This is a genomic window from Gemmatimonadota bacterium, from assembly GCA_026387915.1.
Taxonomy (GTDB): Bacteria; Gemmatimonadota; Gemmatimonadetes; order Gemmatimonadales; family Gemmatimonadaceae; genus Fen-1231.
In genome coordinates this window covers 61,278-84,749 of sequence record JAPLKS010000009.1, presented here as the reverse complement: position 1 = coordinate 84,749, position 23,472 = coordinate 61,278, and the positions used below count along the sequence as shown (strand labels likewise).

Genomic DNA, 23,472 nt, shown 5'->3' with positions numbered 1-23,472 from the left:
TGAGGAACCAACCAACGAAAGTTATTGGTGCGTGAGGAGTCGGGCAACGCTCACCCACGAGGGAAAGTCCCTGACGAAAGTGGTGCTGTTTCCCCGACGTAGCGGGCTCAAGTCAGCCTTGCGCCGGGTCGATGCTGTACTGCAGAGCAAGTACCGCGACCCAGAGTGTCCCTATGCCCCATCAGCAGATAGCCGAAGCACTTGATGACCACGCCGCGTGGAAGGCGACCATCATGTCCGCGCTCGCTGATGGCGCCCCCCAGGACTTCATCCAAGCCGTGCCCCGGCCCGATGCCTGTGCTTTTGGCAAGTGGCTTGGTTCCTCAGAGATTTCCCACGAGCTCCGGCACAGCCCCCGCTTTCACGAAGCGGCGAGGCTCCACGCCAAGTTCCATGACGTCGCCGCCCGAACGTTGCTGCACGTGATCGAGGGGCGGCCAACGGAGGCCGTCCGCGCCTTGAGCCACCGAGGAGAGTTCACTGCGGCGATCCGGTCCTTCACCACGCACGCCGAAGCGTGGCTTCGCGAACTAGCCCTCGAAGAGAGCCAGGTAGCAGCCGTGGCCTAACCGCCCGTCTGAGAGAGTGCCTTGAGGCCGCCGACCTGCATTTGGAGCAGGTGGTGCTCTTTTGGCTTTTCCGCGAGTGCCTGGGCAAAGAGTGGGGCCAGCGCGGTGCCCGCCCGTAGCGGCTCGCGCAGGTTCACCTCGTGGTCACCAAACAGGCAGGTCCGGAGTCTTCCGTCGGCCGTCAGGCGCACGCGATTGCAGGTACCGCAATAGGTGTGGCTCATGGGAGTGATTACGCCAATCGTCCCCGCAGCGCCCGCGAGCCGGTAGTAGGTCGCCGGGCCATTCCCACGCGCCGGTCCGTCCGTAGCCGACAACGCGCCCAGCGCGCCAACGCGCCGCAACACTTCCTCACTCGGAATGACATGCTCCCAGGTGAGGTTCGCCATTTCGCCCACCGGCATGAGCTCAATGAAGCGCACGTGAAACGGATGCTCGAGCGTGAGGCGCGCAAAGTCTTCGATTTCGTCGTCGTTGATGCCGCGCATCACAACGACATTGATCTTCACCGGCGCTAATCCGGCCTCTTGCGCGGCAATCGCGGAGCGAACCGGACTGAACGGCACCGTGCGTCGAGCAATTGCCGCAATGCGCTCTGGGCGGAGACTGTCGGCGGAGAGGTTTACGCGATCGAGCCCCGCATCCCGCAACGACGGCGCCATCTCGACGAGCTTCACACCGTTTGTACTGAGCGCGATGTCCTCGATTCCAGGAATCGCGTTCAACTGTTGAATGAGTCGCGTCAGTTCCGGACGGATGGTTGGCTCGCCGCCAGTGATTCGGAGGCGTTTGAGCCCCAGCGGCGCCAACTGCCGCGCCACGTCGGCGATTTCTTCGTAGCTGAGAATGTCTGCCTTGGGCAACCACGCCAAGCCGTGCTCCGGCATGCAGTACACGCACCGGAAGTTGCACCGGTCCGTGACGGAAATGCGGAGGTACTCGATGCTGCGCCCGTATTGATCAAGCATGTGCGGTGTCCGTGTTCAGCGGCGCAGATAGCTGCGGCGCCTTGTCGTGCGCCGGCACAACAGCGGCCAACGCGCTCGCGGCATTCACCCACTCGCGCGTGCCATCCGCATACAGCTCTCGCTTCCAAATCGGCACACGCGCCTTGAGTTGCTCCACCACGTAGCGCATGGCATCCAGCGCGCTCCCTCGATGCGCGTGCGCCGTCACAACGGCGACGCTCGCCTCGCCCAGCCCCAACGCGCCAATGCGATGGACCACGACAACGTCGGGAGACTCAAACCGCGCGATCGCTTCGTTCACAATGCGCTGCAACTCCGCGTGCGCCATTGGCGCATAGGCGGAATACTCAATGCCGGTCACGACGCGCCCCTCATTCACATCACGCACGGTGCCAACGAACAGGGTCGTCGCACCCACGCCGGTACCCGCCACTTCGGCGAGCAGCGCCGCCGAATCAATCGCGGCGTCGACGATCGCGACACGCGTGCTCATCCGCCAGCCACCGGAGGAATGATCGCAATCTCATCGCCGGCATATACCCGATCGTTGAGGGCGGCGTATGCGTGGTTCACGGCCACCATGGGCGCCGGCGGAAGTGCGCGTTCCGGCGCGAGTGCGCGCACCGCGGCGAGGACCTCCGCCACCGTGGCGCCCTCAGCAAGCTCCACGTCGACGGAAGGCCCGCCGAGCGCGTCAGCATACGAGGCAAACAGCAGCACACGGGTCACGGAGCGATCGGTCCACGTGGAGGTGAAAATGCGACGGGCCCCGAGGGCGTCACTGCCCGCAGGGCCCCGTCCAGCAATACTAACTGCTTAGTCGTCGGTGAGTTCCGAGATATCGATGTCGGCAACCATCGCTCGGAGTTCTTTTGACGGTTTGAACACCGGCACGGGCCGCGCTGATACTTCCACCGGCGCGCCGGTACGAGGATTCCGAGCCATCCGCGTCTTTCGCTGACGGATCTTGAAGGTGCCAAAACCACGCACCTCAATGTTCTTCTGCTCCTTCAGGGCATCCTTGATCGCGTCGAGAAATGAGTCAACCACACGAGCACAGTCCTTTTTGGAGATCATAGGACCGGAAGTCTGTGCGATAGAATCTGTTACGCGCTCAACCAGGTCAGCCTTCGTCATCACGATCCTCGCGGGCGTGGCGGGCGGCGAAATCGCCGTAAGTGTATCTATTCTAGGACGTTACCTCCTCTGGTGTCAAGCGTTTAGCCGTTTTGGCTAAAATTGACCCCTTTCCGCCCTAGTCACCGGCCTTTCTGTACCGCCGCCATAAAATCGTCAAACAGGGGACGCGCGTCGTGCGGACCGGGCGCAGCTTCTGGGTGGAACTGCACCGCGAAGATTGGCAACGACTTGTGACGCAGCCCCTCAATGGAGCCGTCGTTGAGGTTCACATGTGTCACCTGCAAATCGGGGGCGCCTGGAATCCCCTGCTCTGACCCCTCGACCGCAAAGCCGTGGTTCTGCGAGGTGATCAGCACCTTGCCCGTGGCGAGGTCCTTCACCGGGTGATTTCCGCCGCGGTGACCGTAAGGGAGCTTGAAGGTCTTTGCTCCGAACGTCAGGCCCAGAAGTTGGTGGCCGAGGCAGATACCGAAAATCGGGATTTTGGCGTCGGCGAGGGAGCGGATCGCGTCGGGGGCGTACCCCACCGCGTCTGGATCACCGGGACCGTTCGCGAGGAAGATCCCGTCCGGGTTCATCGCCAACGCCTGTTCCGCGGTCGTCGTGGACGGCACCACCGTCACGCGGCAGCCCCGTTCATCGAACAGTCGCAGGATGTTCTGCTTGATGCCGTAGTCAAAGGCCACGATGTGACGTGACGCGGTGGCACTACCAAACTGATACGGCTCGCGAGTCGAGACGATCGACGCGAGATCGAGGCCATCCATTGAGGGACAGGCGTCGAGCACGGCCTTGGCCTCTGCCGTTGCCTCGGCTCCAGCCCCGATGACGCCGCGCAACACGCCGACGGTGCGCAGATGCCGCGTCAGCCGACGCGTATCCACGTCAAACAGGATGGGGATCTTGGCGTCCTGCAAATACGCGGCAAGGCTACCGTCCGCGCGCCAGTTGGAGAATCCTCCGCTCAGCTCGCGCACGATCACGCCGCTGACCTGCGGGCGATTGGATTCGGGATCTTCGCCATTGACGCCGTAGTTGCCGATCATCGGCGAGGTCATCACGACGATCTGGCCGCGGAATGAGGGGTCGGTAAAGACCTCCTGATAGCCGCTCATGTTGGTGGTGAACACGATTTCCGCAGCGGCAGGCACGCCAGCTGCGGTACTCAAGTGTCCACGAAAAAGGGTTCCATCCTCGAGGAGGAGGAACCCTTGAGTCGCGTGAAGCGTGCTCACGGATAGCGTTAGATCAGGGCTTCTTGACGGGCTCGGCGGGCGCCGCTGGCTTGGCATCCTGCTTTGCATCAGCGCTCGGGATCGTCTGGAGCGGAACAGTCGGCGCCGGAACCGCGCCACCGGCCGGAGCCGTCTTGGGCGCTGCTGGGGCGGCCTTCGGAGTCGCAAACGATTTATCGAGCACCGACGTCGGCACACGGCCGCGCGAGGCGCTGATCTGCAGAATGAACGACAGGCCGATGAAGATGCCGCCGCACCACCAGCTCGCCTTGGTCAGGAGGTTGCCCGCCTGACGGGTGCCGAGGAACTGGTCGGAAGAGGACGACGCGCCGCCAAAACTGGCCGCCATGCCGCCACCCTTGCCGCTCTGCAGCAGGATGGCCGCCACGAGGACGAGGGCGTCAATAAGAAGAAGGACGACTAGCAGCTTGGTGAACATCGCAGATCCGTATGGGGCCGAATGATGGTAAGCCTTGTAAAATAGCAGACTTATCGTGCGCGATCAAGTGCGGGCGAGGGCCGCCCAGCCTTCAGCGTCCAGGCTGGCTCCTCCGACGAGCAGTCCCCCGACGTCTGGAACCGCCAATAACAGGCTCGCATTGGTGCGGTTTACGCTCCCGCCGTAGAGGATGGGGACCGCCTGCCCTCGATCCCCGGTCAAGGCGCCAAGCTCTGCTCGGAGCGCCGTATGGACGGCGTCGGCGTCCTCGGGGGTGGCGGTTCGCCCCGTCCCAATGGCCCACACGGGCTCATAGGCCAAGAGCGACCCCACAATCTGGCTGGGCTGAATCCGGCTGACCGCCGCGCGCAGCTGCCGCACGACCACCTGGATCGTGTCGCCACTCTCACGCTGTTCTAGTGTTTCGCCGACGCAAATGATGGACGTCAGCCCAGCGCGAAGCGCCGCCGCCACCTTGAGCCCCGTTTGCTCGTCGGTCTCGCCAAAGACGTGGCGCCGCTCTGAGTGGCCGACGAGCGCATAGCGCGCGCCAGCCCCACGCGCGATGGCCGCCGAGTTTTCGCCGGTGAAGGCGCCGTGATCTTCCCAGTGAATGTTCTGCACGCCAACCGCGAGGTCGCTGCGGTCGTGCACGAGCGCCGCGACCGTCGGCAGCGTGAGCGCCGGCGGGAAGAACAGCACGGTGCGGTCTTGCCGACGCGGATATTGCGCCAGAAAGAGCTTCATAAACTGTTCGGCGTCGGCCGGCGCGTGATTGAGCTTCCAGTTTCCGGCAAAGATGGGATGCTTCATCACACGGCCTTGTCGTCGAGGGCCGCGACCCCGGGGAGCACCTTCCCTTCGAGAAACTCCAGCGAGGCACCACCGCCGGTGGACACGTGGCTCACTTGCGATGCGAGGCCAGCCGCCTCAATCGCAGCGGCGGAATCGCCGCCACCCACGATCGTCGTCGCACCCTTCGCCGTGGCCAATGCCATCGCCGACGCAATCGCCAGTGTGCCAACATTGAACGGCGGTGTTTCGAACACCCCCATCGGACCATTCCAAATGATGGTTTTCGCAGCGGAAATCGCGCGGCCAAACGACAAGGCGCTGTCCGCGCCAATGTCGAGCATCGCTTCATTCGCCGGAATGGCGTCGCGTCTGACCGTGTGCGCTTGGTCTCCCTTCTCAATCGCAGGCGCCACGACGGCGTCATGCGGAAGGGTGAGACGGAATCCCGCGCGCTCGATGAGATCAGCCGCCATTTCTACGCGATCGGCCTCCACGAGCGAGGTGCCCGTTTCGAACTCCATCGCCTTGTAAAACGTGCACGCCATCGCGCCGCCAATGAGCAATCCGTCAACCTTCGGCAGCAACGCTTCGATGACGTCGATCTTTCCAGAAATCTTCGAACCCCCGAGAATCGCGATAAAGGGCCGCTTCGGTTTTTCGAGCGCACCGCCGAGATAGTCGAGCTCTTTTTGCATCAGCAATCCGGCGACGGCGGGGCGAAGAAACGTTGCCACGCCGGCCGTGGACGCGTGCGCGCGGTGGGCGGCGCCGAACGCGTCATTCACATAAAAGTCTCCGAGGCGCGCGAGCGACTTGGCGAGCGCCGCGTCGTTTTTTTCTTCACCGGCGAGAAAACGTGTATTCTCGATAAGAAGCACGTCCCCATTATCGAGCCCTTTGGTCGCGGCGACGGCCGCATCGGTGTCGGTCTCCTCGCAAAACTGCACCGGCACACCGAGGAGCGCCGCGAGCTTCACGGCCACCGGTGCGAGCGAGTACTTGGCCTCTGGCTTCCCCTTGGGGCGGCCGAGGTGCGAGCAGAGCACCACTCGGGCGCCGGCTTTTCGCAGGCGCTCGATCGTGGGGACGGCCGCTCGAATACGCGTGTCGTCGGTGACCGTGGTGCCGTCGAGCGGCACATTGAAATCCACGCGGACGAGCGCGCGCTTCCCGCGCACCTCCGCGGGCGTCAGGTCGAGAATCGTCCGCTTATTCACGGCCGGCTCAGAGTCGAGCGCCGACGTACTGCAGCAGATCCACGCAGCGCGAGGCGTAGCCCCACTCGTTGTCGTACCAGCCGGACACCTTCACCATGGTGCCGTCGATCACGTTCGTGCACTTGGAATCGACAATCACCGAATGCGGATTCCCGATGTAGTCGGTGGAGACGAGCTCCACGTCGGTGAACTGCAACACGCCCTTCAGCGCACCCTGCGACGCCGCGAGGAATGCGGCGTTGACCTCGGCGATCGTCGTGCCCTTCTCCACTTCCACCGTGAGTTCGGTGAGCGAGACGTCCGGGGTCGGAACGCGAATGGCGATGCCGTCGATCTTTCCCTTCACCTCGGGGATCACGAGCGCGGTGGCTTTGGCCGCGCCGGTGGTCGTGGGAATGATCGAGAGGGCCGCCGCGCGGGCGCGACGCAGATCTTTGTGCGGGAGATCGAGAATGCTCTGGTCGTTGGTGTACGAGTGGATCGTCACCATCGAGGCGTGCTTGAAGCCGAACGATTCGCGAATCACCTTGACCATGGGCGCCAAACAGTTGGTGGTGCACGACGCATTCGAGAGAATATGATGCGTGGCGTTGTCGTACTTCTCGTGATTCACGCCGAGCACGATGGTGAGGTCTTCGCCTTTCGCGGGTGCGGAGATGATCACTTTGCGGGCGCCGCCGGCGATGTGCTTCTTGGCGTCTTCGGCGTTCGTGAAGCGACCGGTGCATTCGAGAACCACGTCCACGCCGAGTGCCTTCCACGGGAGCGCAGCCGGATCCTTTTCCTTGAAGATCTTGATACGGTCGCCATTTACGACAATGGCATCATCCTCAGCCGTCACGGTGCCGCCGAAGGTCCCGTGCACCGAGTCGTACTTGAAGAGGTGCGCGAGCGTTTTGGTGTCGGTGAGATCGTTGACGGCCACAAAATCGATGGGCGCGCCCGTTTCTTTGGCGGCGCGCAACACCTGACGGCCGATGCGGCCGAACCCGTTGATGCCAACCTTGAGTGCCATGAGAAATGCTCCTGAAGTCAGCGGTCGGCGCCGGCGTGGGCACGACCGAATGTCACGTAACTGAGGATGCGCGCACCGCCGTCGAACAGCGCTTTGGCGCAGGCATTCAGTGTGGCTCCGGTGGTCAAGACATCATCGACGAGCACTACGTGCTGACCATGAAGTCGTGCACCGTCACGCACTCGAAACGCCTCGTGAACGTTCGCGGAACGCTCTGCGGGAGTCAACCGCGTTTGCGTTTCTGTCGTACGGTTTCTCGTCAGCACGTCGGGCCATGCGGGCACGCGCCAGTGGGCACCGAGTGCCGCGGCGAGTTCGGCGGCCTGGTTGAATCCCCGTTCGCGCTCGCGGGTCGGATGCAGCGGCACGGGAATGACCGCTGCACGCTCCCGCACGACGTCCGATGGCCACGGGAGCCGAGCCATCCGCACCGCCATTTCGCGCCCCACCGCCTGCCAGCCATCGTACTTGAGCGCGCCCACGATGCCGCTCGACACGGGATGCGGGACCCAGCACACCGATCGCACCGCTCGGATGAACGGCGGGAGCGTGGCGCATAGCGCACACGATTCCCCAAGTGTGGGATGCCCACAGCGCGGACACTGCGGATGCGCGAGCGCCGGCAGTCGCGACCAACACAGGCTGCAGATGAGATCTGCAGTGCCATTCGCACTCGCGCCCCCACAGGCCGCGCAGGCGCGCGGGAGCAGAAGCTCGAGCGTACTGCGAACTAACGCCGCACCGCGGCCCACATCACGTCCCGGTTGGGTCGCACACCGAACCACCGTTCAAACGCGAGCGCGCCTTGCTCCACCACCATGCCAAGCCCATCGGCGGCGCGCAGTCCTCGGGCGCGGGCGGCAACCACGAGCGGCGTCTCTTGGCGGCGATAGCAAAGATCAAAGACATCGGGGCGCGCATCGAGCAGGGCTGGATCCAACGGCAGCGCGTCGCCGTGTAACCCCACCGGGGTGGCATTGATCACCAACTGCGCGCCACGAACCGCCTGTTCAATGGTCGGTACGGACACCGTAAATTGGTGGAACGCTGCGGCGAGTGCCTCGGCTCGGTCGTGGCGTCTCGCGTGGATGCGAACGGTGGCGTCGCCCCATCGCTCAACGGCGGCAAGAACCGCGGCCGCTGCGCCGCCAGCACCAAGCAAGGCCACCACAAGGCCGGGACGCGGAGCGCCAAACGCGGCGCGCGCCGCGGCGTCAAAGCCGCCGACGTCCGTGTTGTCGCCTACGAGTTCACCGTCTTCCGTCCAAAACGTATTCACCGCGCCGACCCGTTCGGCGACGGGAGAGCGTCGGCTACACAGAGCCGCGAAAGTCACCTTGTGCGGGACCGTAATGTTGCCGGCGCCATTGACGTCGCGCATGAGCCCGGCGACCGTTGCCAAATCCGCGGGCGCGACATCCAACGCCTCATACACCACGGGGATTCCGGCATGACGCAAAGCGGCATTCTGAAAAACCGGCGACAACGAATGCTCCACCGGATGTCCCAGCAACGTCAATCGACCGGGAAGGTCGTTCACGTCGCCTCCGGGAACACACCGATGCGATCGAGCACGAGTCCAATCAGGCGCTGCAATTCGTCGGCAGTCGCTCGGTAGATATCGAGACCGCCACCAAACGGATCGATGATGCCGCGCCCGTTGCTGGTCCCTTCGGCAAAATCCACGAGCAAATGCGATTTGCCGCTGCCCCCCAGCGCACTCACACGCTCAAGATGATGGGGACCCATCGTCAAAATGAGGGATGCGTTCGCAACAATGTCGGGGCTGAGCTGCCGAGCGCGGTGCGCGCTGAGGTCCAGCTTCCGCTCAATGCCGACAAGTAAGGCCCCGTCGGAGGCGGGCGCGCCTTCCCACGCACTGGTGCCGGCGCTGGAGACGGTGACACCCGGAAGGGCGCGTGCGGTAACCGCGTGCGAAGCGATGGCCTCGGCCAACGCGCTTCGACAGGTGTTGCCGGTGCACACGAAGAGCAACGCGGTCATCGGTCACCGACCAAACTTGGCACCGCCGCGCGGAGCGCTTCCGCCGAAATCGCACCAGGACGAATCACGCGCGGCGAACGGCCGGTGCAGTCCACCACCGTCGAGGGTGCCGACGCGGTGAGCGTGCCGCCGTCCAACACCCGCAACGTGCCGCGCGAAATGGATTGAGACCATTCCTGCATGACCGTGGCGGCGTTCATCGCGGGCGGAGTGCCGGGAAGGTTGGCACTGGTGCTGGTCAGCGGATCACCCATCGAAGCAATGAGGCGTTGGAGTCCAGGGTGCGGTGTCCAACGCACCGCGATTCCACCCTCCGGGCCTCGCAGTCGCGCGGGAACGCGGCGTTCGCCGCCGGCCAACACGAGCGTCAAGGGTCCCGGCCAGAAGCGCGCGGCGAGCATCGACGCGGCGTTTGAGAGCTGAAGCCCCATCCGGTCGATCATGGAGCTGTCGGAGATCAGCAGGAGGAACGGCTTGCTGTCGGGGCGACGCTTCAACGCGACGAGTGTCGAAACCGACGCGGAATCGATCGCCCCGCCAAAGCCATACACCGTCTCCGTTGGATACGCCAACACGCCGTGCTTCTCGAGATGCAACAACGTCCCAGAGATCGACGACGCGATCTCTGGCTCGGACCAAAACGGAATCGCTTTCGGCTCGGTGTTCAATCAGGGAGCGGAAGCAGCGCCTCCGCCCTCGGGAAATCGGACGCGTCGGTGACTTTCATAGCGCGTTCACTGCCGCGCACCACCACCACCGGGAGTCCGAGCTTTTCAAAGAGCCCCGCATCATCCGTGGCGGCAATGCCGTCGTCGTGCGCCGTTTGATGGGCACGCATAATCGCCTCACGCGGAAACCCCTGCGGCGTTTGCGCGCGCCAGAGTCCCTCGCGCTCGACCGTACGAACGATGCGTCCACTGCCATCCACTTCCTTGAGCGTGTCTACCACAGGAAGCGCGGCGATCGCGCCATGCCCGAGACGCACCTCCGCCACCACACGGTCCACCATCTCGGGCGTGGGGAATGGGCGCGCAGCATCGTGAATGAGCACCACCGAACATTCCGAGGGAATATCGGCGAGTCCGTTGTACACACTCTCGCCGCGGTGCCGTCCGCCGGGCGCCACGAGCAAACGATCGGTGTCGCACTGAAAGAGCCAAGGCGGGGGATCGCCGAGATATCGCTGCGGCAACACCACAACGACCATCGCCACATCGGCGCGTGCCTGAAACGCGTGAAGCGAATGCAGCAACATCGGTTTGCCGGACACCCAGCGGAACTGCTTGAGTTCGCCGCCGGCCTCGACTTGCGTGCGCGTGCTCGCGCCCGCCGCCACGATCACCACACCGACGTCGCGCGTCATGTGAACAGTTGCCGGAAGAGCGCCGTCAAATCCTTGACGCCGACCACACGAATGTTGCGGGGCGCCCGTTTCGGAACGGAACGCTCGCCAACATAGGCGACCGCCATTCCCATCTTCTCGGCTTCCGCAATACGGCGTTCCACCTGACCTACGGCGCGAATCTCGCCGCCGAGTCCAATCTCGCCAATAAAGACGGCATCTTGGGGCAGCGCTTTGTCGTAGACACTCGAGGCGAGTGCTGCGGCCACGGCCAAGTCAGCCGCTGGCTCCTGCACGCGTACGCCGCCGACGATGTTCAGGAATACGTCAAGCTGCGCAAACGATAACCCGGCGCGTTTGTCGAGCACGGCGAGCAAGAGTGCGAGTCGGCGGCCGTCAAAGCCGGTGGCCACACGCTGTGGCGTGCCAAAGCCAGCCTTCGCCGCGAGCGCTTGAACCTCGAGCAGCATCGGACGGCTGCCTTCGAGCGTGGCGGTCACGGCACTGCCCGATGCGTGGTGCCCTTCGCGATCGCCGAGAAAAAGCGCCGAGGGATTATCGACCGGGATCAACCCCCGCTCGGTCATGCGGAAGACTCCAATCTCATCCACCGAACCGAACCGGTTCTTGGTGGCGCGCAGCACACGGTGATCGAGCGACCCTTCTCCCTCGAAATACAACACCGTGTCCACGATGTGCTCGAGCGTCTTCGGGCCAGCGATGCCACCACCCTTGGTGACGTGTCCCACCACAATCACGGCGGTGCCGCTCTCCTTGGCAAAGCGCATCAGTCGTGCGGCGCACTCACGCACCTGCCCGACATTTCCAGGCGCGCCTTCGAGATCGCCGGTGAACACCGTCTGAATGGAATCCACCACCATCACCGTGGGCGTCCGTTCGGCGGCAGTGGCCAGTATCGTCTCGAGCAGCGTTTCGCCGAGCAACGAAACGTCGAGCGCCCCCGTGCCCAACCGGTCCGCACGCAGCTTGACCTGCAATGGAGATTCTTCACCGCTCACATAGAGCGTGCGCACACCGAGCGTCTCAAGCTGCGCAGCGACTTGCAGGAGAATGGTGCTCTTGCCAATGCCGGGCTCGCCGCCGACCAACACCATAGACCCCGGCACAATGCCGCCGCCGAGCACAAAGTCGAACTCAGCGAGACCCGTCGTGAGGCGATTACTCTCGGCGCCCACCACGTCAGCCAATCGCGGCGTGGGCACCACCGTGCCGCCACTCCCGAGCGATGTGACCCCCGCCTTCCGTCGCGCAGCGCCCCCTTCGACGGTACGCGACGCGACGATCTCTTCGTGCAGCGTATTCCACTCGCCGCACGCATCGCACTTCCCCGCCCATTTTGGCGAGTCGGCACCGCATTCGGTGCAGCGGTACACGGTCTTCGCGCGCGCGGCCATACTCAGCCCTGTTGACGGGCCGTGAAGTTCTCGAAGCGCGTGAACTGTTTCCGGAACGAAAGGCGAATATGGCCGGTCGGACCGTTACGCTGCTTGAGTAGAATGATCTCGGCGAGCCCTTCGATCGGTGTGCCGTCGGGCGTCTTCACGACATTGCCCGATTCATCCACCGGGCGGTCGTACATCTCCTGCCGATAAATCGCCATCACGAGATCGGCGTCTTGCTCAATGGCGCCGGACTCACGCAAGTCCGAGAGCTGCGGACGCTTGCTGTCGCCGGTGCGCTGCTCCGGACCACGCGAGAGCTGCGACAGCGCAATGACGGGGATGTTCAGTTCCTTGGCCAGGATCTTGAGCGAGCGCGAAATCTGTGAGATTTCTTGCTGACGGCTCTCTACGCCCGGCGGGCCTGAAAGCAGCTGCAAGTAATCGACGATGACCATTTTGATGTCGGCCGTGGATTTGAGACGCCGCGCACGCGACCGAATCTCGAGCAGCGTGAGCCCCGGCGTGTCGTCAATCCAGATGGGCGCCTGCGACAGCAATGCGGCGGCCTTGGCCAAGTTGGAATGATCCTGGCTGGTGAGCTTGCCCGAGCGCAGGCGCTGGGCGTCGATGAACCCCTCGGAGGCGAGCATACGTTGCACGAGAGACTCTTTACTCATTTCCAGCGAAAAGACTGCAGTCGCAATATTGCTTTCAACAGCGGCGTATTGCGCGATGTTCAACACGAACGCCGTTTTCCCCATCGACGGGCGCGCCGCGATGATGATCAAATCAGACGGCTGGAAGCCCAGCGTGAGCTGGTCGAGATCGCGGAAGCCGCTCGGCACGCCGGTGAGCGGACCACCCTCACGCAGTGACTCGATGCGCTCCATGGCCGGCCAGAGCAGATCCTTGATGCGCGTAAAGCCATCGGAGCCGCGCTGCTGACTGACCTGAAAAATGCGATGCTCGGCGAGGTCAATGAGTTCGGTGGCATCGGCCGCCGATTCATGCGCCTCTACGACGAGCCCCTGCGCCACATCAATCAGGCGACGGCGAAGCGCCTTTTCCTTAACGATTTTGAGATGGTACTCGACATTCGCCGCCGTGGGGACCACGTACAGCAGTTCGCTGACGTATTCCTTTCCGCCCGCCGCGGCGAGTTCGCCACCACGGTCGAGTTGCTCCGTGAGCAGCAGCGGATCGAGGACCGCGCCGGTTTGGTGAATCGCGAGCATCGCGCGAAAGACGCGGCGGTGGCGCTCGCTGTAGAACATCGATTCATCGATGATCTCAACGGCACGGGTGATGGCCTCGGCGTCCAGAAGCATGGCACCGAGCACGGCCATCTCGGCGTCCTCAGAATACGGAGGACGCCGGTCACGGAACGAACCGTCACGCGTCGCGGGCGGCGTTATCGAAAATTCGGCGTGCGAGCTGGACATCTTCCCAAGTGGGGCGCTTCCACGACGGGTTCCGAAGAAGCGCCGCGGGATGGTAAGTAACGATGAGTGGCACCCCGAAATAATGGTGCACCTGACCCCTTAACTTACCGATTGGGGTCGAGGTCTGCAGTAAGGTCTGTGCCGCGAATGTCCCAAGTGCCAGAATCACACGGGGTTGCAGTATTTCGAGCTGCCGGAGGAGGAACGGGCTACAGGCCTTGATCTCGTCCTGACTGGGATTCCGATTCCCTGGCGGCCGATGCTTGAGGACGTTGCAAATGAAGACGTCCTCGCGGGCCAGTTTGATGGCGTCCAGAATTTTGGTCAGCAGTTGACCGCTGGCACCAACAAAGGGGCGCCCCAACTCGTCCTCGGTGGCGCCAGAAGCCTCCCCCACGCACACAAATCGTGCGGCGGGACTTCCCTCGCCCGGCACCGCGTTCTTGGCGCCCGCATAGAGCCCGCAGGCGGTGCAACTCGCTGCCGCTGCCGCGATGGCGTCGAGCGTCTCCAGATGGGAGAGTGGGCCCGGCAACAAGTCGCGCATTGGAGACCCGATCACGATGCCTGGAACGCCCATGCCGTGTCCGACAGAACCGGCAACGGGGCTCGGCATTTCGAGTCGCGGAATCTTTTCACGCGGCGGCTGGTCGTCGCCGGAAGTCGCACCGGAATCACTGCTCGCGCTCACGACCGACGGTGCCGACGGTGCCGACGGTGGCGACGGTGCCGGCGCGGCTGCGGCGTTGGCGGCGACGGCGTCCTTCTTGGCTGGAGCGCTCTCCGGCTTCGGCGCACCAACGGCTCGCAGTGCTTCGCGCCAATCGCCGCTGCTGGCGGCCTGCTCCGCGGCCTGACGTGCGGCGTTCGGAACGATCGCCTCAACCGGCGCAGGTGGTTGCGCAGTGCACGAAGAACCCGCATCACGACGTCCCGCAGCTGGCGCACTGGACGGTGCTGCTGAAGCCCCGAGCGCCTTGAGCGCCTCGTCCACCGACATGTTGTCGAGCACGAACTCCGATTCACCGAGTTCGCGACGCTGTTCCAAATATCGTTTGAGAATTTCCCTACCGTCCACGCATCACTCCCTCAACGCGATCGAGAATGGCGTCAGCCACTTCGGTCTTCTGGAGGAGCGGGAGTGCGTCGGGCTGCGCCCCGCGCGCGAGGATCGTGACGCGATTTGTGTCGACACCAAATCCTGCACCGGCCTCGCGTGCGTCATTCACGACAACAAAATCGAGATCCTTGACCTCGAGCTTCTTGGCGGCGTTCGCGATCACGTCGTCGGTTTCGAGCGCGAAGCCAACAACGATCGTGCCTGGGCGGCGCGCATCACGGGTCGACGCGAGGATGTCGGTGGTGTTGTCGAGCGCAATCGCTTCGGGACGCGCGCCTTTTTTGATTTTGGCATCGGCCACACGCGATGGGCGGAAATCCGCTGGGGCTGCCGCCATCACGAGCACATCGGCTGATGCGAGTGCATGGCGAACGGCAGTCGCCATCTGTTCCGTGGTTTCTACGGAGACGGTGTGCACACCATCTGGCAGCGGCACGGCGAGTGGGCCAGCGATCAACGTTACGTCGGCACCGCGGCGCCAGGCACTCTCCGCAATCGCCACACCCATGCGACCGCTGCTGTGATTAGAGAGATAGCGCACGGGGTCAATCGCTTCGCGCGTTGGCCCTGCGGTGACCACCACACGCTTGCCGGCGAGCACATCGCGCGGTTCAAGCAAGCGAGCGGCGTGCGCAAAGATCGTGGCGGGTTCCGGCATGCGCCCAGGGCCCGCGCCTTCTTGCGGCGACGCCAACGGCCCAGAATCGGGCGCGAGCACGTGATAGCCGAGCGAACGGAGATGTTCGACGTTGGCGCTCGTCTGCTTGTGCGCCCACATGCGATCGTTCATCGCGGGCACGAGCAGCACCGGTGCGTCGGCCGCGAGCAGACAGGCGCTCAGCAGATCATCCGCGCGACCAGAGGCCGCGCGCGAGAGGAAATCGGCCGTCGCCGGCGCCACCACAATGAGATTGGCGCCGCGAGCCAGCGTGATGTGATCGAGGGCGTGCCCTTCGGCCACCAGTTCGGTGTGCACCGGCCGCCCGGTGAGCGCCTCGAACGTGACGGCGCCAATGAACTCACGCGCCGAACGCGTGAGCACAACGTCAACTTCCGCGCCGCCCTGCGCGAACAGCCGCGCAAGCCACGCCGTTTTATAGCTTGCGATCCCTCCGGTTACCCCGAGGAGGATCCGCCGGCCCTGTACGGGGCGCACGGCTCGCGCGCGGCGGAGGTCGCGTTATTCCGCGGCGCGACGCCGCGGAACCACACGATACTCGATGTCACCGGTCGACAGCTCTTCGAGCGAACGCGTCGTGAGCTTCTTCTCACCGCTCTTGGAGCGATCGCGCGGGAAATCGTTGAGCACGCGGGCGTACTTCGAGGCCACCAGTACCGCGAGGTACTTGTTGGCCGCGTGGGTGATCACTTCCTGGGGTGTAAACACTCGCATCGATGCTTCCTCGGTGACGACGGGTAATCAGTCCTGCGCAAAACCCTCAAGCTCCGTATCCAGCCGGGTAATCAGCCCAGCCACCTGCGCGTCGAGCGAACGGACCCGCTCGCGCTTCACTTCCTCGGCGTCGATGATGGCACTCACCCGCTCCACCGCCGCGTCCAGTTGATCATTGACCACGACGTAGTGGTACCGATCGACTTCCTTCAACTCCGCCCGCGCACTTTGCAACCGCGTGCGCAGCGCGGCACGACTTTCAGTCTGCCTCGCCATCAGGCGCTCCACCAGCACATCGACTGACGGCGGCAGCACAAAAACAAGCACCGCACCAGGATAGGCCACCGCGAACTGCGCCGCTCCCTGCACGTCAATGTCCATCATGACGTGCTTTCCGCTGTCCAACACCACTTGCACGGCGGACTTCAGTGTGCCGTACCACCGGCCGTGCACGATAGCCGTTTCTGCAAACTCACCCCGTTCACGCCGCGCCAAGAACTCCGGCTCCGCGAGAAAGTGGTAATCCGTTCCGTTGACCTCGCCCACCCGCGGCGTCCGCGTGGTGCACGAAATCGAATACCCCAAATTCTTTCGCTGCGCCATCAAGCGATGCGTGACGGTGGTCTTGCCACCCCCACTCGGCGCCGACAGCACCACCGGGAATGGATTCATTCGAGGTTCTCCACCTGTTCACGAATCCGTTCTAATTCTTCCTTCACCAGCAACACGTCCTTTTGAATGGTCGCGTCGTTGGCCTTACTGCCTGTCGTATTGGCTTCGCGTAGCAACTCTTGCAACAGGAAGCCGAGCCGCTTGCCGATGGCGTCGCCGTCCTTCACGGCGAGTGCGTCACGGAATGCGGTAATGTGCGATGCAAAGCGGTCCAACTCTTCCCCAACGTCCAAGCGATCGGCCAGAATCGCAATCTCCTGCGCCAGTCGCTGCTCATCGACCGCAATCCCTTCGGCTAACACCTTCACATTTTCCCGCAGGCGATCGCGCTGGGCTACCACCCGCTCCGGTGCCCGCACCGCAATGCGTCCCACCGCGTCTTCAATGACGGCAATTCGTTCACGCAACACCTCGGCGAGTCGTGCACCTTCGGCTTCGCGCATCCGTCCCAGCGCCGCGATGGCACCTTCCACAATGAGCAACAACTCTTCAACCGTACCGTCCTGCTCTTCGGTGGCGCCGTGGATCACGTCGGGCATACGGAGCACCGTCGCAACGTCCACTTCGCCGCCCAAGCCGTGCCGGTCACGCAAACCCTTCAAGCGAGCCGCGTACTCAGCAAAGCGCGTCTCGTTGATGGCCGCCACTTCTACCGCATCACGAACCGTCCGGGCGGTCAGTGTGACATGCCCGCGACTGATGCGCTTTCGGAGTGCCTCACGCACTTCGGGCTCCCACTTGGAGAGATCCGAAGACAGCTTGAGGCTTGGATTGAAGAAACGGTGGTTGACCGAACGCAACTCAACGGCCACGCGGGTGGTGCCCACGAGGCCTTCAGCAGCGCCGAAACCGGTCATCGAACGAATCATAGCGAGCCTACTAAGTTACTGTCCGACAACGCCTTTGTAAACGCCGGACGGCCTCGTACGCCCTATGAGCGCCCACTCAGTTCCAGAAGTTCCACCGCACGCCGTAGATGTTCGTGAGGCGTGGCATTGTGTAGCCCGGATACTGCTCGTAAGGGGTTCCGACCGCGTTTCGGTACTGCCACGAGATCGTCGCGTCGCCAATCCGGATTTCGAGCAGCGTTGAGAAGATGCTGTACGACGCTAAGCTCTGCCCTGTCAACAACTTACCGGATGGCACGAACGAGGCGGACCGCAGCTCGTGGGTAGCCGAGACGAGCAGATGGAACTCGTTCCGCGTGAAGCGCTTGGGAAAGCCCGAGGCAAACTTGATCGTCGTACGCGCCTCGTTTTGAGGACGCCAGCCGCTGGTGGTCTTCCACTTGATGGCGTCAAAATCGATCCCCCAGCCGCCAAATAGGGGGCCGTGGACCGACGCGGTCAGCCCGGCAACCTTGTCGTCTAGCATCGGGTGGAGCGCTGAGTCGAGCTCAATCGGGGCCGCCAGCGTCATGAGACCACGCTGGATAGTGCCAACGGTGATCCAGCGGTCGCGGAACTTGAGGGCGGCTTCGTATCGCGTGGTGACGTAGCTTTTTCGCGGGTCGTTCTTGTCGGTCGGCGCGACATTACTCCAGGCGCCACCAAACTGGAGCCACGAGAACGGCGCGGCTCTAAGAAATAGATCCTTGTGATCGGTGGAGTCGGACGATCGGTCGAACACGGCCCCGAGTGTCGCGAACTTGTACTCGTATTCGAGTCGCAAACCGGGTGCGAAGAACGACTTCATGGTGCGACGCGTCTTAGTCACGGCGCTGTCGCCGACGCCAGTCTTGGTGACAATCGGCGCTCCGTACATCCGCTCAAACCGATTGATGGCCACGAGGCGGATGCCGCGCCAGTTGGTGCCAGCCGCCAGCGTGTACTGTGAGCGCGACGATGCCGTGTCGACGGTGTCTGTGACCGAAATAGTGGACGTGCTCTTGCCATGCGCTTCTACCGACGCGAGCGTCGCGGCAATCAGTTGCACCCAAGCCACATCACGCGCCGGATCGCGCCAGCCGAGGCGCAGATAGCCCACCGCGTCGGAGCCGGAATAGGCAGCCATCGCCTTGGGTTGCAACGGCACGGTCGACGCCGGGCGCGTGTAACGCTGCCCAACGTTGCGATTCAGCCCCTGTGTCTGGTACGTGCCATCCACACTCCAATCTCCGCGCGCCCAACCGATGCGTGCGAGACCGCCGAGCGCGTCGCCATCGAGTCCGGTGCGCGAAATAGTATTGAACTGCTGGCCGGCGAGCTGTACGGCCACGCCGTTGTCGAAGCGCTTCCCAAAGAACCCGCGGTACAGATTGAGGTTTTCGCTGCCCGTGATGACATCCACGCGCGTGGATGGCGTGGTACGATCCACGCGCCAAGTACGCAAATAGGCGCGCACTTCGCCGGCCGAGCGTTCAATCCGAATGTCTTCGAGCGTCCAGAGTGGAATCACCGCAAAATCGGGCACGCCACCATTGCGTGGATTGAGCGATACGTAGGCGACGCCGTCCACGAACACGCGCACTGAGCCGGCATTGCCGTACCAGGTGACCACCTGCGGGGCGGCCATGAAGCCAGTTTGATAGCCCGTGACACCTGGCACCTGAGCGAGCAGGTCGCCGAGGGTCACGGCGCCGGAGGCGAACAGCTCCTCGCGCGTCCAGTGATAGTCGCGGCCGCCGATCTCGGTGTTGTTGGGTGCGTAGCTCGAGACGATCGCCGTTTTGATGGTGTCGCGTGGCGGAATCTTATTGAGCAGGCTGTCAGCGGCGGCCGAGTCGGCGGGGCTCAGCGCAATGGCAGAGTCAGGAATCGCGGAGTCCGGAATGGCGCGCGGCTTTTCGGCGGCGGCTTTGATGGAGTCCGCACGCGTGCGCGGCGGCGCGCCCTTCTGCCCCAACGCCGTCTGGGGAAAAAGGGCCATCAGGGGCGCGAGCGCACCAACGAGCAGCGCTCGCGCGAAGGGGCTCAGCGAGCCCTCCCCCGGACGAACTCGACGAACGTCCGCACCGGCGTTCCCGTGGGGCCGCGCGGAATGGCGACGAGGTCCGCCTCTGTGTACGCCGTACCGGCAATGTCGAGATGCACCCACTGATACCCTTGCGTGAACTCGGCGAGAAAATGCGCGGCCGTAATGGTACCAGCACCACGCGATCCGATGTTCTTCATGTCAGCGACATCGGACTTGATCTGCTCCTTATACTCCGGCCAGAGCGGGAGTTGCCATCCCGGTTCGCCGCCGAGGCGTCCGGCCGACAACACTTCGTCCACGAGTGCTTGGTCGTTTCCGAGTACGCCGACGGCCGTGTTTCCTAGTGCCACGACAACAGCGCCCGTCAACGTGGCGGCATCAATCACCGCCTGTGGCTTGAAGCGTGCGGCGTACACGAGCACGTCCGCGAGCACGAGCCGCCCTTCGGCGTCCGTGTTAATAATCTCAATAGTTTTGCCATTGCTCGCCGTGACAACATCGCCCGGGTTCATCGATGTGCCACTGGGCATGTTCGTGGTGCTGCCCACCAGACCAACCACGTTGATCTTGAGCTTCATGCGCGCGATGGCTTCCATCGCTCCGAGGACGCCGGCGGCGCCGCTCATGTCGAACTTCATCCACTCCATACGGTCGGCCGGCTTGATGCTGATGCCGCCCGAATCGAAGCAGAGTCCCTTGCCTACCAGTGCCACCGGCGCCGCGCCTTTTGCGCCACCGCGGTACTCCAGCACAATGAGTTTGGGGTCCTGCGGCGTGCCCTGCGCAACCGCAAGGAACGAGCCCATGCCAAACTTTTTGAGATCGGCGCGGCCGTACACATTGCAACTCAACTTGTGCCGCTTCGCAATGTCGCGAGCGGCGTCGGCGATGTAACTCGGCGTGCAAATATTGCCTGGCAGCATCGCCAAGCGCCGCGCAATACGCTGTCCTTCGGCCACCGCGCGGCCATTCAAGAGTGCGGCGGCGGCACCGGCAATCTTTCCCACACAAATAACAGCAGCGCTGAGTGGCGTGGTTTTTTCGCCACTCGCTGGCGCACTCTTGAGCTCCGTAAACTCCCACGCACCGAGACTGACGCCAACGGCGGCATTTTCAATACCGCGAGCGTCGAGGCCGTCGGCCCAGAACGCCATCTTCCCTACACCCATCCCATTGGCCCTGCGACCGGCAATAGACGCCGCTCGCGTGACGGCACCCGCCGCGGGCAACGCGCCCATGCCGATCAGCAGAATACGCTGCGGCCCGCGGCCCGTGGTGAACAGCAACAACGTCTCGTCGCGGTTTCCCTTGAAGTCACGCTGTTTGATGGCGCGCCCAATGCCGCCACCGGAGGCCACATCCAGCGCGGCCAGTGCTCTCGGAAACTTTGCGTCGGAGGACAACGCGAGCGCGAGCAGTGGCGTGGAGAGCTGCGCCGGATCACCGGCGTGGGACGACAAGACGAGAGTCATAGAGTTACTTCTTCATCCCGGTAATGATGGCGTCGCCGAACGCCGAGGTGGACACTTCGGTGGAGCCTGGCATCTGACGGGCCAAGTCGTACGTCACCGTCTTGGCGGCAATCGCGTGCTCCATGCCACGCACGATGAGATCGGCGGCTTCCTGCCATCCCATGTGCTCGAGCATCATCACGCCGGAGAGGATCACGCTGCCTGGGTTGATCTTGTCGAGGCCAGCGTACTTCGGCGCGGTGCCGTGCGTCGCTTCAAACACGGCGGCGTCATCACCGACGTTGCCGCCCGGAGCGATGCCGAGGCCACCCACCTGTGCAGCGGCCGCGTCGGAGACGTAATCGCCGTTAAGGTTTGGCGTGGCAATCACTTCGTAATCTTCTGGGCGCAGCAAGAGCTGCTGGAACATCGAATCGGCAATACGATCTTTGAGGACCACGGCGTCGGCGCGTGCGCCGTTGCCAGCCTTGCCGAGATCGGCCTCGGCCACAACGGTCGACGCGAACTGCTCGCGCGCGATTTCGTAGCCCCAGTCTTTGAAGCCACCTTCGGTGAACTTCATAATGTTGCCCTTGTGCATCAGCGTGACAGACTTGCAGCCGCGCTTCAGTGCGTACTCGAGCGCCATCTTCACGAGGCGCTTGGAGCCGAACGGCGACATCGGTTTGATACCGATGGCCGAGCCTTCACGCACGTTCTTGTTGAACTCGGTCTTCAGGAAGGCCCGGAGCTTCTCGGCTTCGGGCGTGCCGGCCTTGAACTCAATCCCAGAGTAGACGTCTTCGACGTTCTCACGGAAGATGATGATATTGAGTTTTTCCGGATGTTTCATGGGCGCGCCGACGCCCTGGAAGTAGCGCACGGGGCGAATGCAGGCGTAGAGGTCGAGTTCCTGCCGCAGCGCCACGTTCAGCGAACGAATGCCGCCGCCAACCGGCGTCGTGAGCGGGCCTTTGATGGCGATCTTGAACTCGCGAATGGCTTCGAGCGTTTCGGCGGGCATCCACTCCTTGGTGGCGTTGAACGCTTTTTCACCAGCCAGCACTTCCATCCAATGGATCTTGCGCTTGCCGCCGTAGGCAATGGCCACGGCAGCATCGAACACGCGAACAGAGGCCTTCCAGATATCTGGGCCGGTGCCGTCGCCTTCGATGAACGGGATGATCGGTTGGTCCGGCACAGTAAAGACACCGCCGGAGGCCTGAATGCGTTCGCCGCCCTGCGGCACGGTTGCGTACTTGTATTGAGTCACGGTGTGTTGCTCTCGGAATCGGGTGAGTACATCAAAGTTAGGAAGTGGCTCAAGACGGTTCAAGGAAGCAGACGATATTCTCGCCGCACCGTGAAACCGCTCCACCGCTACGCCACAGGGTTTGGCACGGTTTTTCCCTCGAAGAACGCCACAAGATTATCCACCGCGAGGTGCCCCATCGCCGTACGGGCTTCGACGGTTGCGCTGCCGATGTGCGGCAGGAGGACGGCATTGGGCAGGCCGAGCAAGGCGGAACTCACCGTTGGTTCCCGCTCAAACACATCAAGCCCAGCGGCCGCCAGTCGCCCGGCCTGGAGCGCGTCCGCTAGCGCCGCCTCATCCACCACGTCGCCGCGAGAGGTGTTCACCAGCACGGCGTGCGGAGGCAATAACCCCAGAAGATGCGCGCCGAACAGCTGCCGAGTCGCGGCGGTTGATGGCACGTGAATACTGACGAAGTCGGAGCTGGCGAGCAGTGCCTCAAGATTTTCCGCACGCGTCACGCCGGCGTCGCGTGCCGCCGCATCCGTGAGCGACCGGCTGAAGGCCTGCACTTGCATCCGGAACCCAAGACGGGCCCGATCTGCCACGGCTCGGCCAATGCGGCCGAATCCAACAATCCCGAGCCGTTTGCCCGTAACGCGGGTGCCAAGGTTGTGCGTGGGTCGCCACCCCGTCCAGTCACCCCGGCGAAGCTCCCGCTCTCCCTCTGACGCGCGTCGCGCGGCGCTCAGGAGCAGCATGATCGCGAGGTCAGCCGTGTCGTTGGTGAGCACGCCCGGCGTATTGGTGACAATGATCCCTGCCGCGGTGGCCGCGCGGACGTCGATGTTGTCGTAGCCAACACCGAACTGGGCAATGATGCGAGCGCGACGCGGCAATGCGCCGAGGACGGCCGCGTTGAGTGGATCACCGAGGGTGGAGAGGACCGCGTCGGATTCAGTCATCGCCGCCGCGAGCCCGCTGACACCGAGCGGGAGATCGTCGCGATTGGTGCGCGCGTCAAAGAGTTGCTGGAGTCGCGCCTCTACCGTTTCGGGAAGACGACGCGTGACGGTTACGATGGGGCGTGGCACGT

26 protein-coding genes are annotated in these 23,472 nt (G+C 63.6%); 1 reads left to right on the top strand and 25 read right to left on the bottom strand.

Annotated features, from left to right (window positions below; genetic code table 11):
* Nucleotides 1-173: 173 nt before the first annotated feature.
* The gene (locus NTZ43_04540; GenBank protein MCX5766480.1) at nt 174-569 is read left to right on the top strand and encodes a CZB domain-containing protein; all 396 of its coding nucleotides are present in this window, start codon (nt 174-176) and stop codon (nt 567-569) included.
* Here NTZ43_04540 and moaA read toward each other — a convergent pair.
* The 25 genes from moaA to NTZ43_04415 all read right to left on the bottom strand — a co-directional run bounded on the left by moaA (nt 566) and on the right by NTZ43_04415 (nt 23,470).
* Complete coding sequence (gene moaA, locus NTZ43_04535; protein MCX5766479.1) at nt 566-1,537, bottom strand: GTP 3',8-cyclase MoaA; 972 nt, start codon at nt 1,535-1,537, stop codon at nt 566-568. The two genes, NTZ43_04540 and moaA, sit on opposite strands and share 4 nt — an antisense overlap.
* A complete protein-coding gene (locus tag NTZ43_04530) occupies nt 1,530-2,030 on the bottom strand; it encodes a molybdenum cofactor biosynthesis protein MoaE (protein ID MCX5766478.1) in 501 nt (166 codons plus the stop codon). The genes moaA and NTZ43_04530 overlap by 8 nt, the downstream gene beginning before the upstream one ends.
* On the bottom strand, nt 2,027-2,266 hold the full coding sequence (locus NTZ43_04525) for a MoaD/ThiS family protein (protein MCX5766477.1): 240 nt from the start codon (nt 2,264-2,266) through the stop codon (nt 2,027-2,029). The genes NTZ43_04530 and NTZ43_04525 overlap by 4 nt, the downstream gene beginning before the upstream one ends.
* Nucleotides 2,267-2,353: 87 nt before the next feature.
* The gene (locus NTZ43_04520; GenBank protein ID MCX5766476.1) at nt 2,354-2,674 is read right to left on the bottom strand and encodes an integration host factor subunit beta; all 321 of its coding nucleotides are present in this window, start codon (nt 2,672-2,674) and stop codon (nt 2,354-2,356) included.
* Nucleotides 2,675-2,796: 122 nt separating this feature from the next.
* Entirely contained in the window at nt 2,797-3,912 is a 1,116-nt protein-coding gene (gene carA, locus NTZ43_04515; GenBank protein MCX5766475.1) for a glutamine-hydrolyzing carbamoyl-phosphate synthase small subunit, read from the bottom strand.
* 13 nt (nt 3,913-3,925) lie between these two features.
* Nucleotides 3,926-4,351, bottom strand: a complete 426-nt coding sequence (secG, locus tag NTZ43_04510) for a preprotein translocase subunit SecG (GenBank protein MCX5766474.1) — start codon at nt 4,349-4,351, stop codon at nt 3,926-3,928.
* A gap of 63 nt (nt 4,352-4,414) precedes the next feature.
* Nucleotides 4,415-5,164 carry a triose-phosphate isomerase gene (tpiA, locus tag NTZ43_04505; protein ID MCX5766473.1) on the bottom strand — a complete coding sequence of 250 codons (750 nt, stop codon included), beginning with the start codon at nt 5,162-5,164 and terminating at the stop codon, nt 4,415-4,417.
* The gene (locus NTZ43_04500) at nt 5,164-6,363 is read right to left on the bottom strand and encodes a phosphoglycerate kinase (protein MCX5766472.1); all 1,200 of its coding nucleotides are present in this window, start codon (nt 6,361-6,363) and stop codon (nt 5,164-5,166) included. The genes tpiA and NTZ43_04500 overlap by 1 nt, the downstream gene beginning before the upstream one ends.
* 7 nt (nt 6,364-6,370) lie before the next feature.
* Entirely contained in the window at nt 6,371-7,378 is a 1,008-nt protein-coding gene (gene gap / locus NTZ43_04495) for a type I glyceraldehyde-3-phosphate dehydrogenase (protein ID MCX5766471.1), read from the bottom strand.
* Nucleotides 7,379-7,395: 17 nt separating this feature from the next.
* On the bottom strand, nt 7,396-7,896 hold the full coding sequence (locus NTZ43_04490) for a phosphoribosyltransferase family protein (protein ID MCX5766470.1): 501 nt from the start codon (nt 7,894-7,896) through the stop codon (nt 7,396-7,398).
* Between the two features lie 212 nt (nt 7,897-8,108).
* The gene (locus NTZ43_04485) at nt 8,109-8,918 is read right to left on the bottom strand and encodes a shikimate dehydrogenase (GenBank protein MCX5766469.1); all 810 of its coding nucleotides are present in this window, start codon (nt 8,916-8,918) and stop codon (nt 8,109-8,111) included.
* On the bottom strand, nt 8,915-9,382 hold the full coding sequence (locus NTZ43_04480) for a low molecular weight protein arginine phosphatase (GenBank protein ID MCX5766468.1): 468 nt from the start codon (nt 9,380-9,382) through the stop codon (nt 8,915-8,917). Before NTZ43_04480 ends, NTZ43_04485 begins: the two co-directional genes overlap by 4 nt.
* Complete coding sequence (locus NTZ43_04475) at nt 9,379-10,050, bottom strand: L-threonylcarbamoyladenylate synthase (GenBank protein ID MCX5766467.1); 672 nt, start codon at nt 10,048-10,050, stop codon at nt 9,379-9,381. Before NTZ43_04475 ends, NTZ43_04480 begins: the two co-directional genes overlap by 4 nt.
* Nucleotides 10,047-10,745, bottom strand: coding sequence for a 2-C-methyl-D-erythritol 4-phosphate cytidylyltransferase (ispD, locus tag NTZ43_04470; protein MCX5766466.1), 699 nt, complete (start codon nt 10,743-10,745; stop codon nt 10,047-10,049). The genes NTZ43_04475 and ispD overlap by 4 nt, the downstream gene beginning before the upstream one ends.
* Nucleotides 10,742-12,139, bottom strand: coding sequence for a DNA repair protein RadA (radA, locus tag NTZ43_04465; GenBank protein MCX5766465.1), 1,398 nt, complete (start codon nt 12,137-12,139; stop codon nt 10,742-10,744). Before radA ends, ispD begins: the two co-directional genes overlap by 4 nt.
* A gap of 2 nt (nt 12,140-12,141) precedes the next feature.
* Entirely contained in the window at nt 12,142-13,569 is a 1,428-nt protein-coding gene (gene dnaB, locus NTZ43_04460) for a replicative DNA helicase (protein MCX5766464.1), read from the bottom strand.
* A complete protein-coding gene (locus NTZ43_04455; protein MCX5766463.1) occupies nt 13,520-14,617 on the bottom strand; it encodes a uracil-DNA glycosylase in 1,098 nt (365 codons plus the stop codon). The genes dnaB and NTZ43_04455 overlap by 50 nt, the downstream gene beginning before the upstream one ends.
* Before the next feature lie 19 nt (nt 14,618-14,636).
* Nucleotides 14,637-15,845 (bottom strand): bifunctional phosphopantothenoylcysteine decarboxylase/phosphopantothenate--cysteine ligase CoaBC, encoded by a 1,209-nt coding sequence (gene coaBC / locus NTZ43_04450; GenBank protein MCX5766462.1) that lies wholly within the window; start codon nt 15,843-15,845, stop codon nt 14,637-14,639.
* 24 nt (nt 15,846-15,869) lie between these two features.
* Nucleotides 15,870-16,082, bottom strand: coding sequence for a DNA-directed RNA polymerase subunit omega (locus NTZ43_04445; GenBank protein MCX5766461.1), 213 nt, complete (start codon nt 16,080-16,082; stop codon nt 15,870-15,872).
* 27 nt (nt 16,083-16,109) lie between these two features.
* Complete coding sequence (gmk, locus tag NTZ43_04440; GenBank protein ID MCX5766460.1) at nt 16,110-16,754, bottom strand: guanylate kinase; 645 nt, start codon at nt 16,752-16,754, stop codon at nt 16,110-16,112.
* On the bottom strand, nt 16,751-17,611 hold the full coding sequence (locus NTZ43_04435; GenBank protein MCX5766459.1) for a YicC family protein: 861 nt from the start codon (nt 17,609-17,611) through the stop codon (nt 16,751-16,753). Before NTZ43_04435 ends, gmk begins: the two co-directional genes overlap by 4 nt.
* An 88-nt stretch (nt 17,612-17,699) precedes the next feature.
* Complete coding sequence (locus tag NTZ43_04430) at nt 17,700-19,622, bottom strand: TonB-dependent receptor (GenBank protein ID MCX5766458.1); 1,923 nt, start codon at nt 19,620-19,622, stop codon at nt 17,700-17,702.
* A 44-nt stretch (nt 19,623-19,666) separates the two neighbouring features.
* Entirely contained in the window at nt 19,667-21,142 is a 1,476-nt protein-coding gene (locus tag NTZ43_04425) for a leucyl aminopeptidase (protein ID MCX5766457.1), read from the bottom strand.
* Between the two features lie 4 nt (nt 21,143-21,146).
* The gene (gene icd / locus NTZ43_04420; GenBank protein MCX5766456.1) at nt 21,147-22,394 is read right to left on the bottom strand and encodes an isocitrate dehydrogenase (NADP(+)); all 1,248 of its coding nucleotides are present in this window, start codon (nt 22,392-22,394) and stop codon (nt 21,147-21,149) included.
* Between the two features lie 107 nt (nt 22,395-22,501).
* Nucleotides 22,502-23,470 (bottom strand): D-glycerate dehydrogenase, encoded by a 969-nt coding sequence (locus NTZ43_04415; GenBank protein ID MCX5766455.1) that lies wholly within the window; start codon nt 23,468-23,470, stop codon nt 22,502-22,504.
* Nucleotides 23,471-23,472 lie beyond the last annotated feature (2 nt).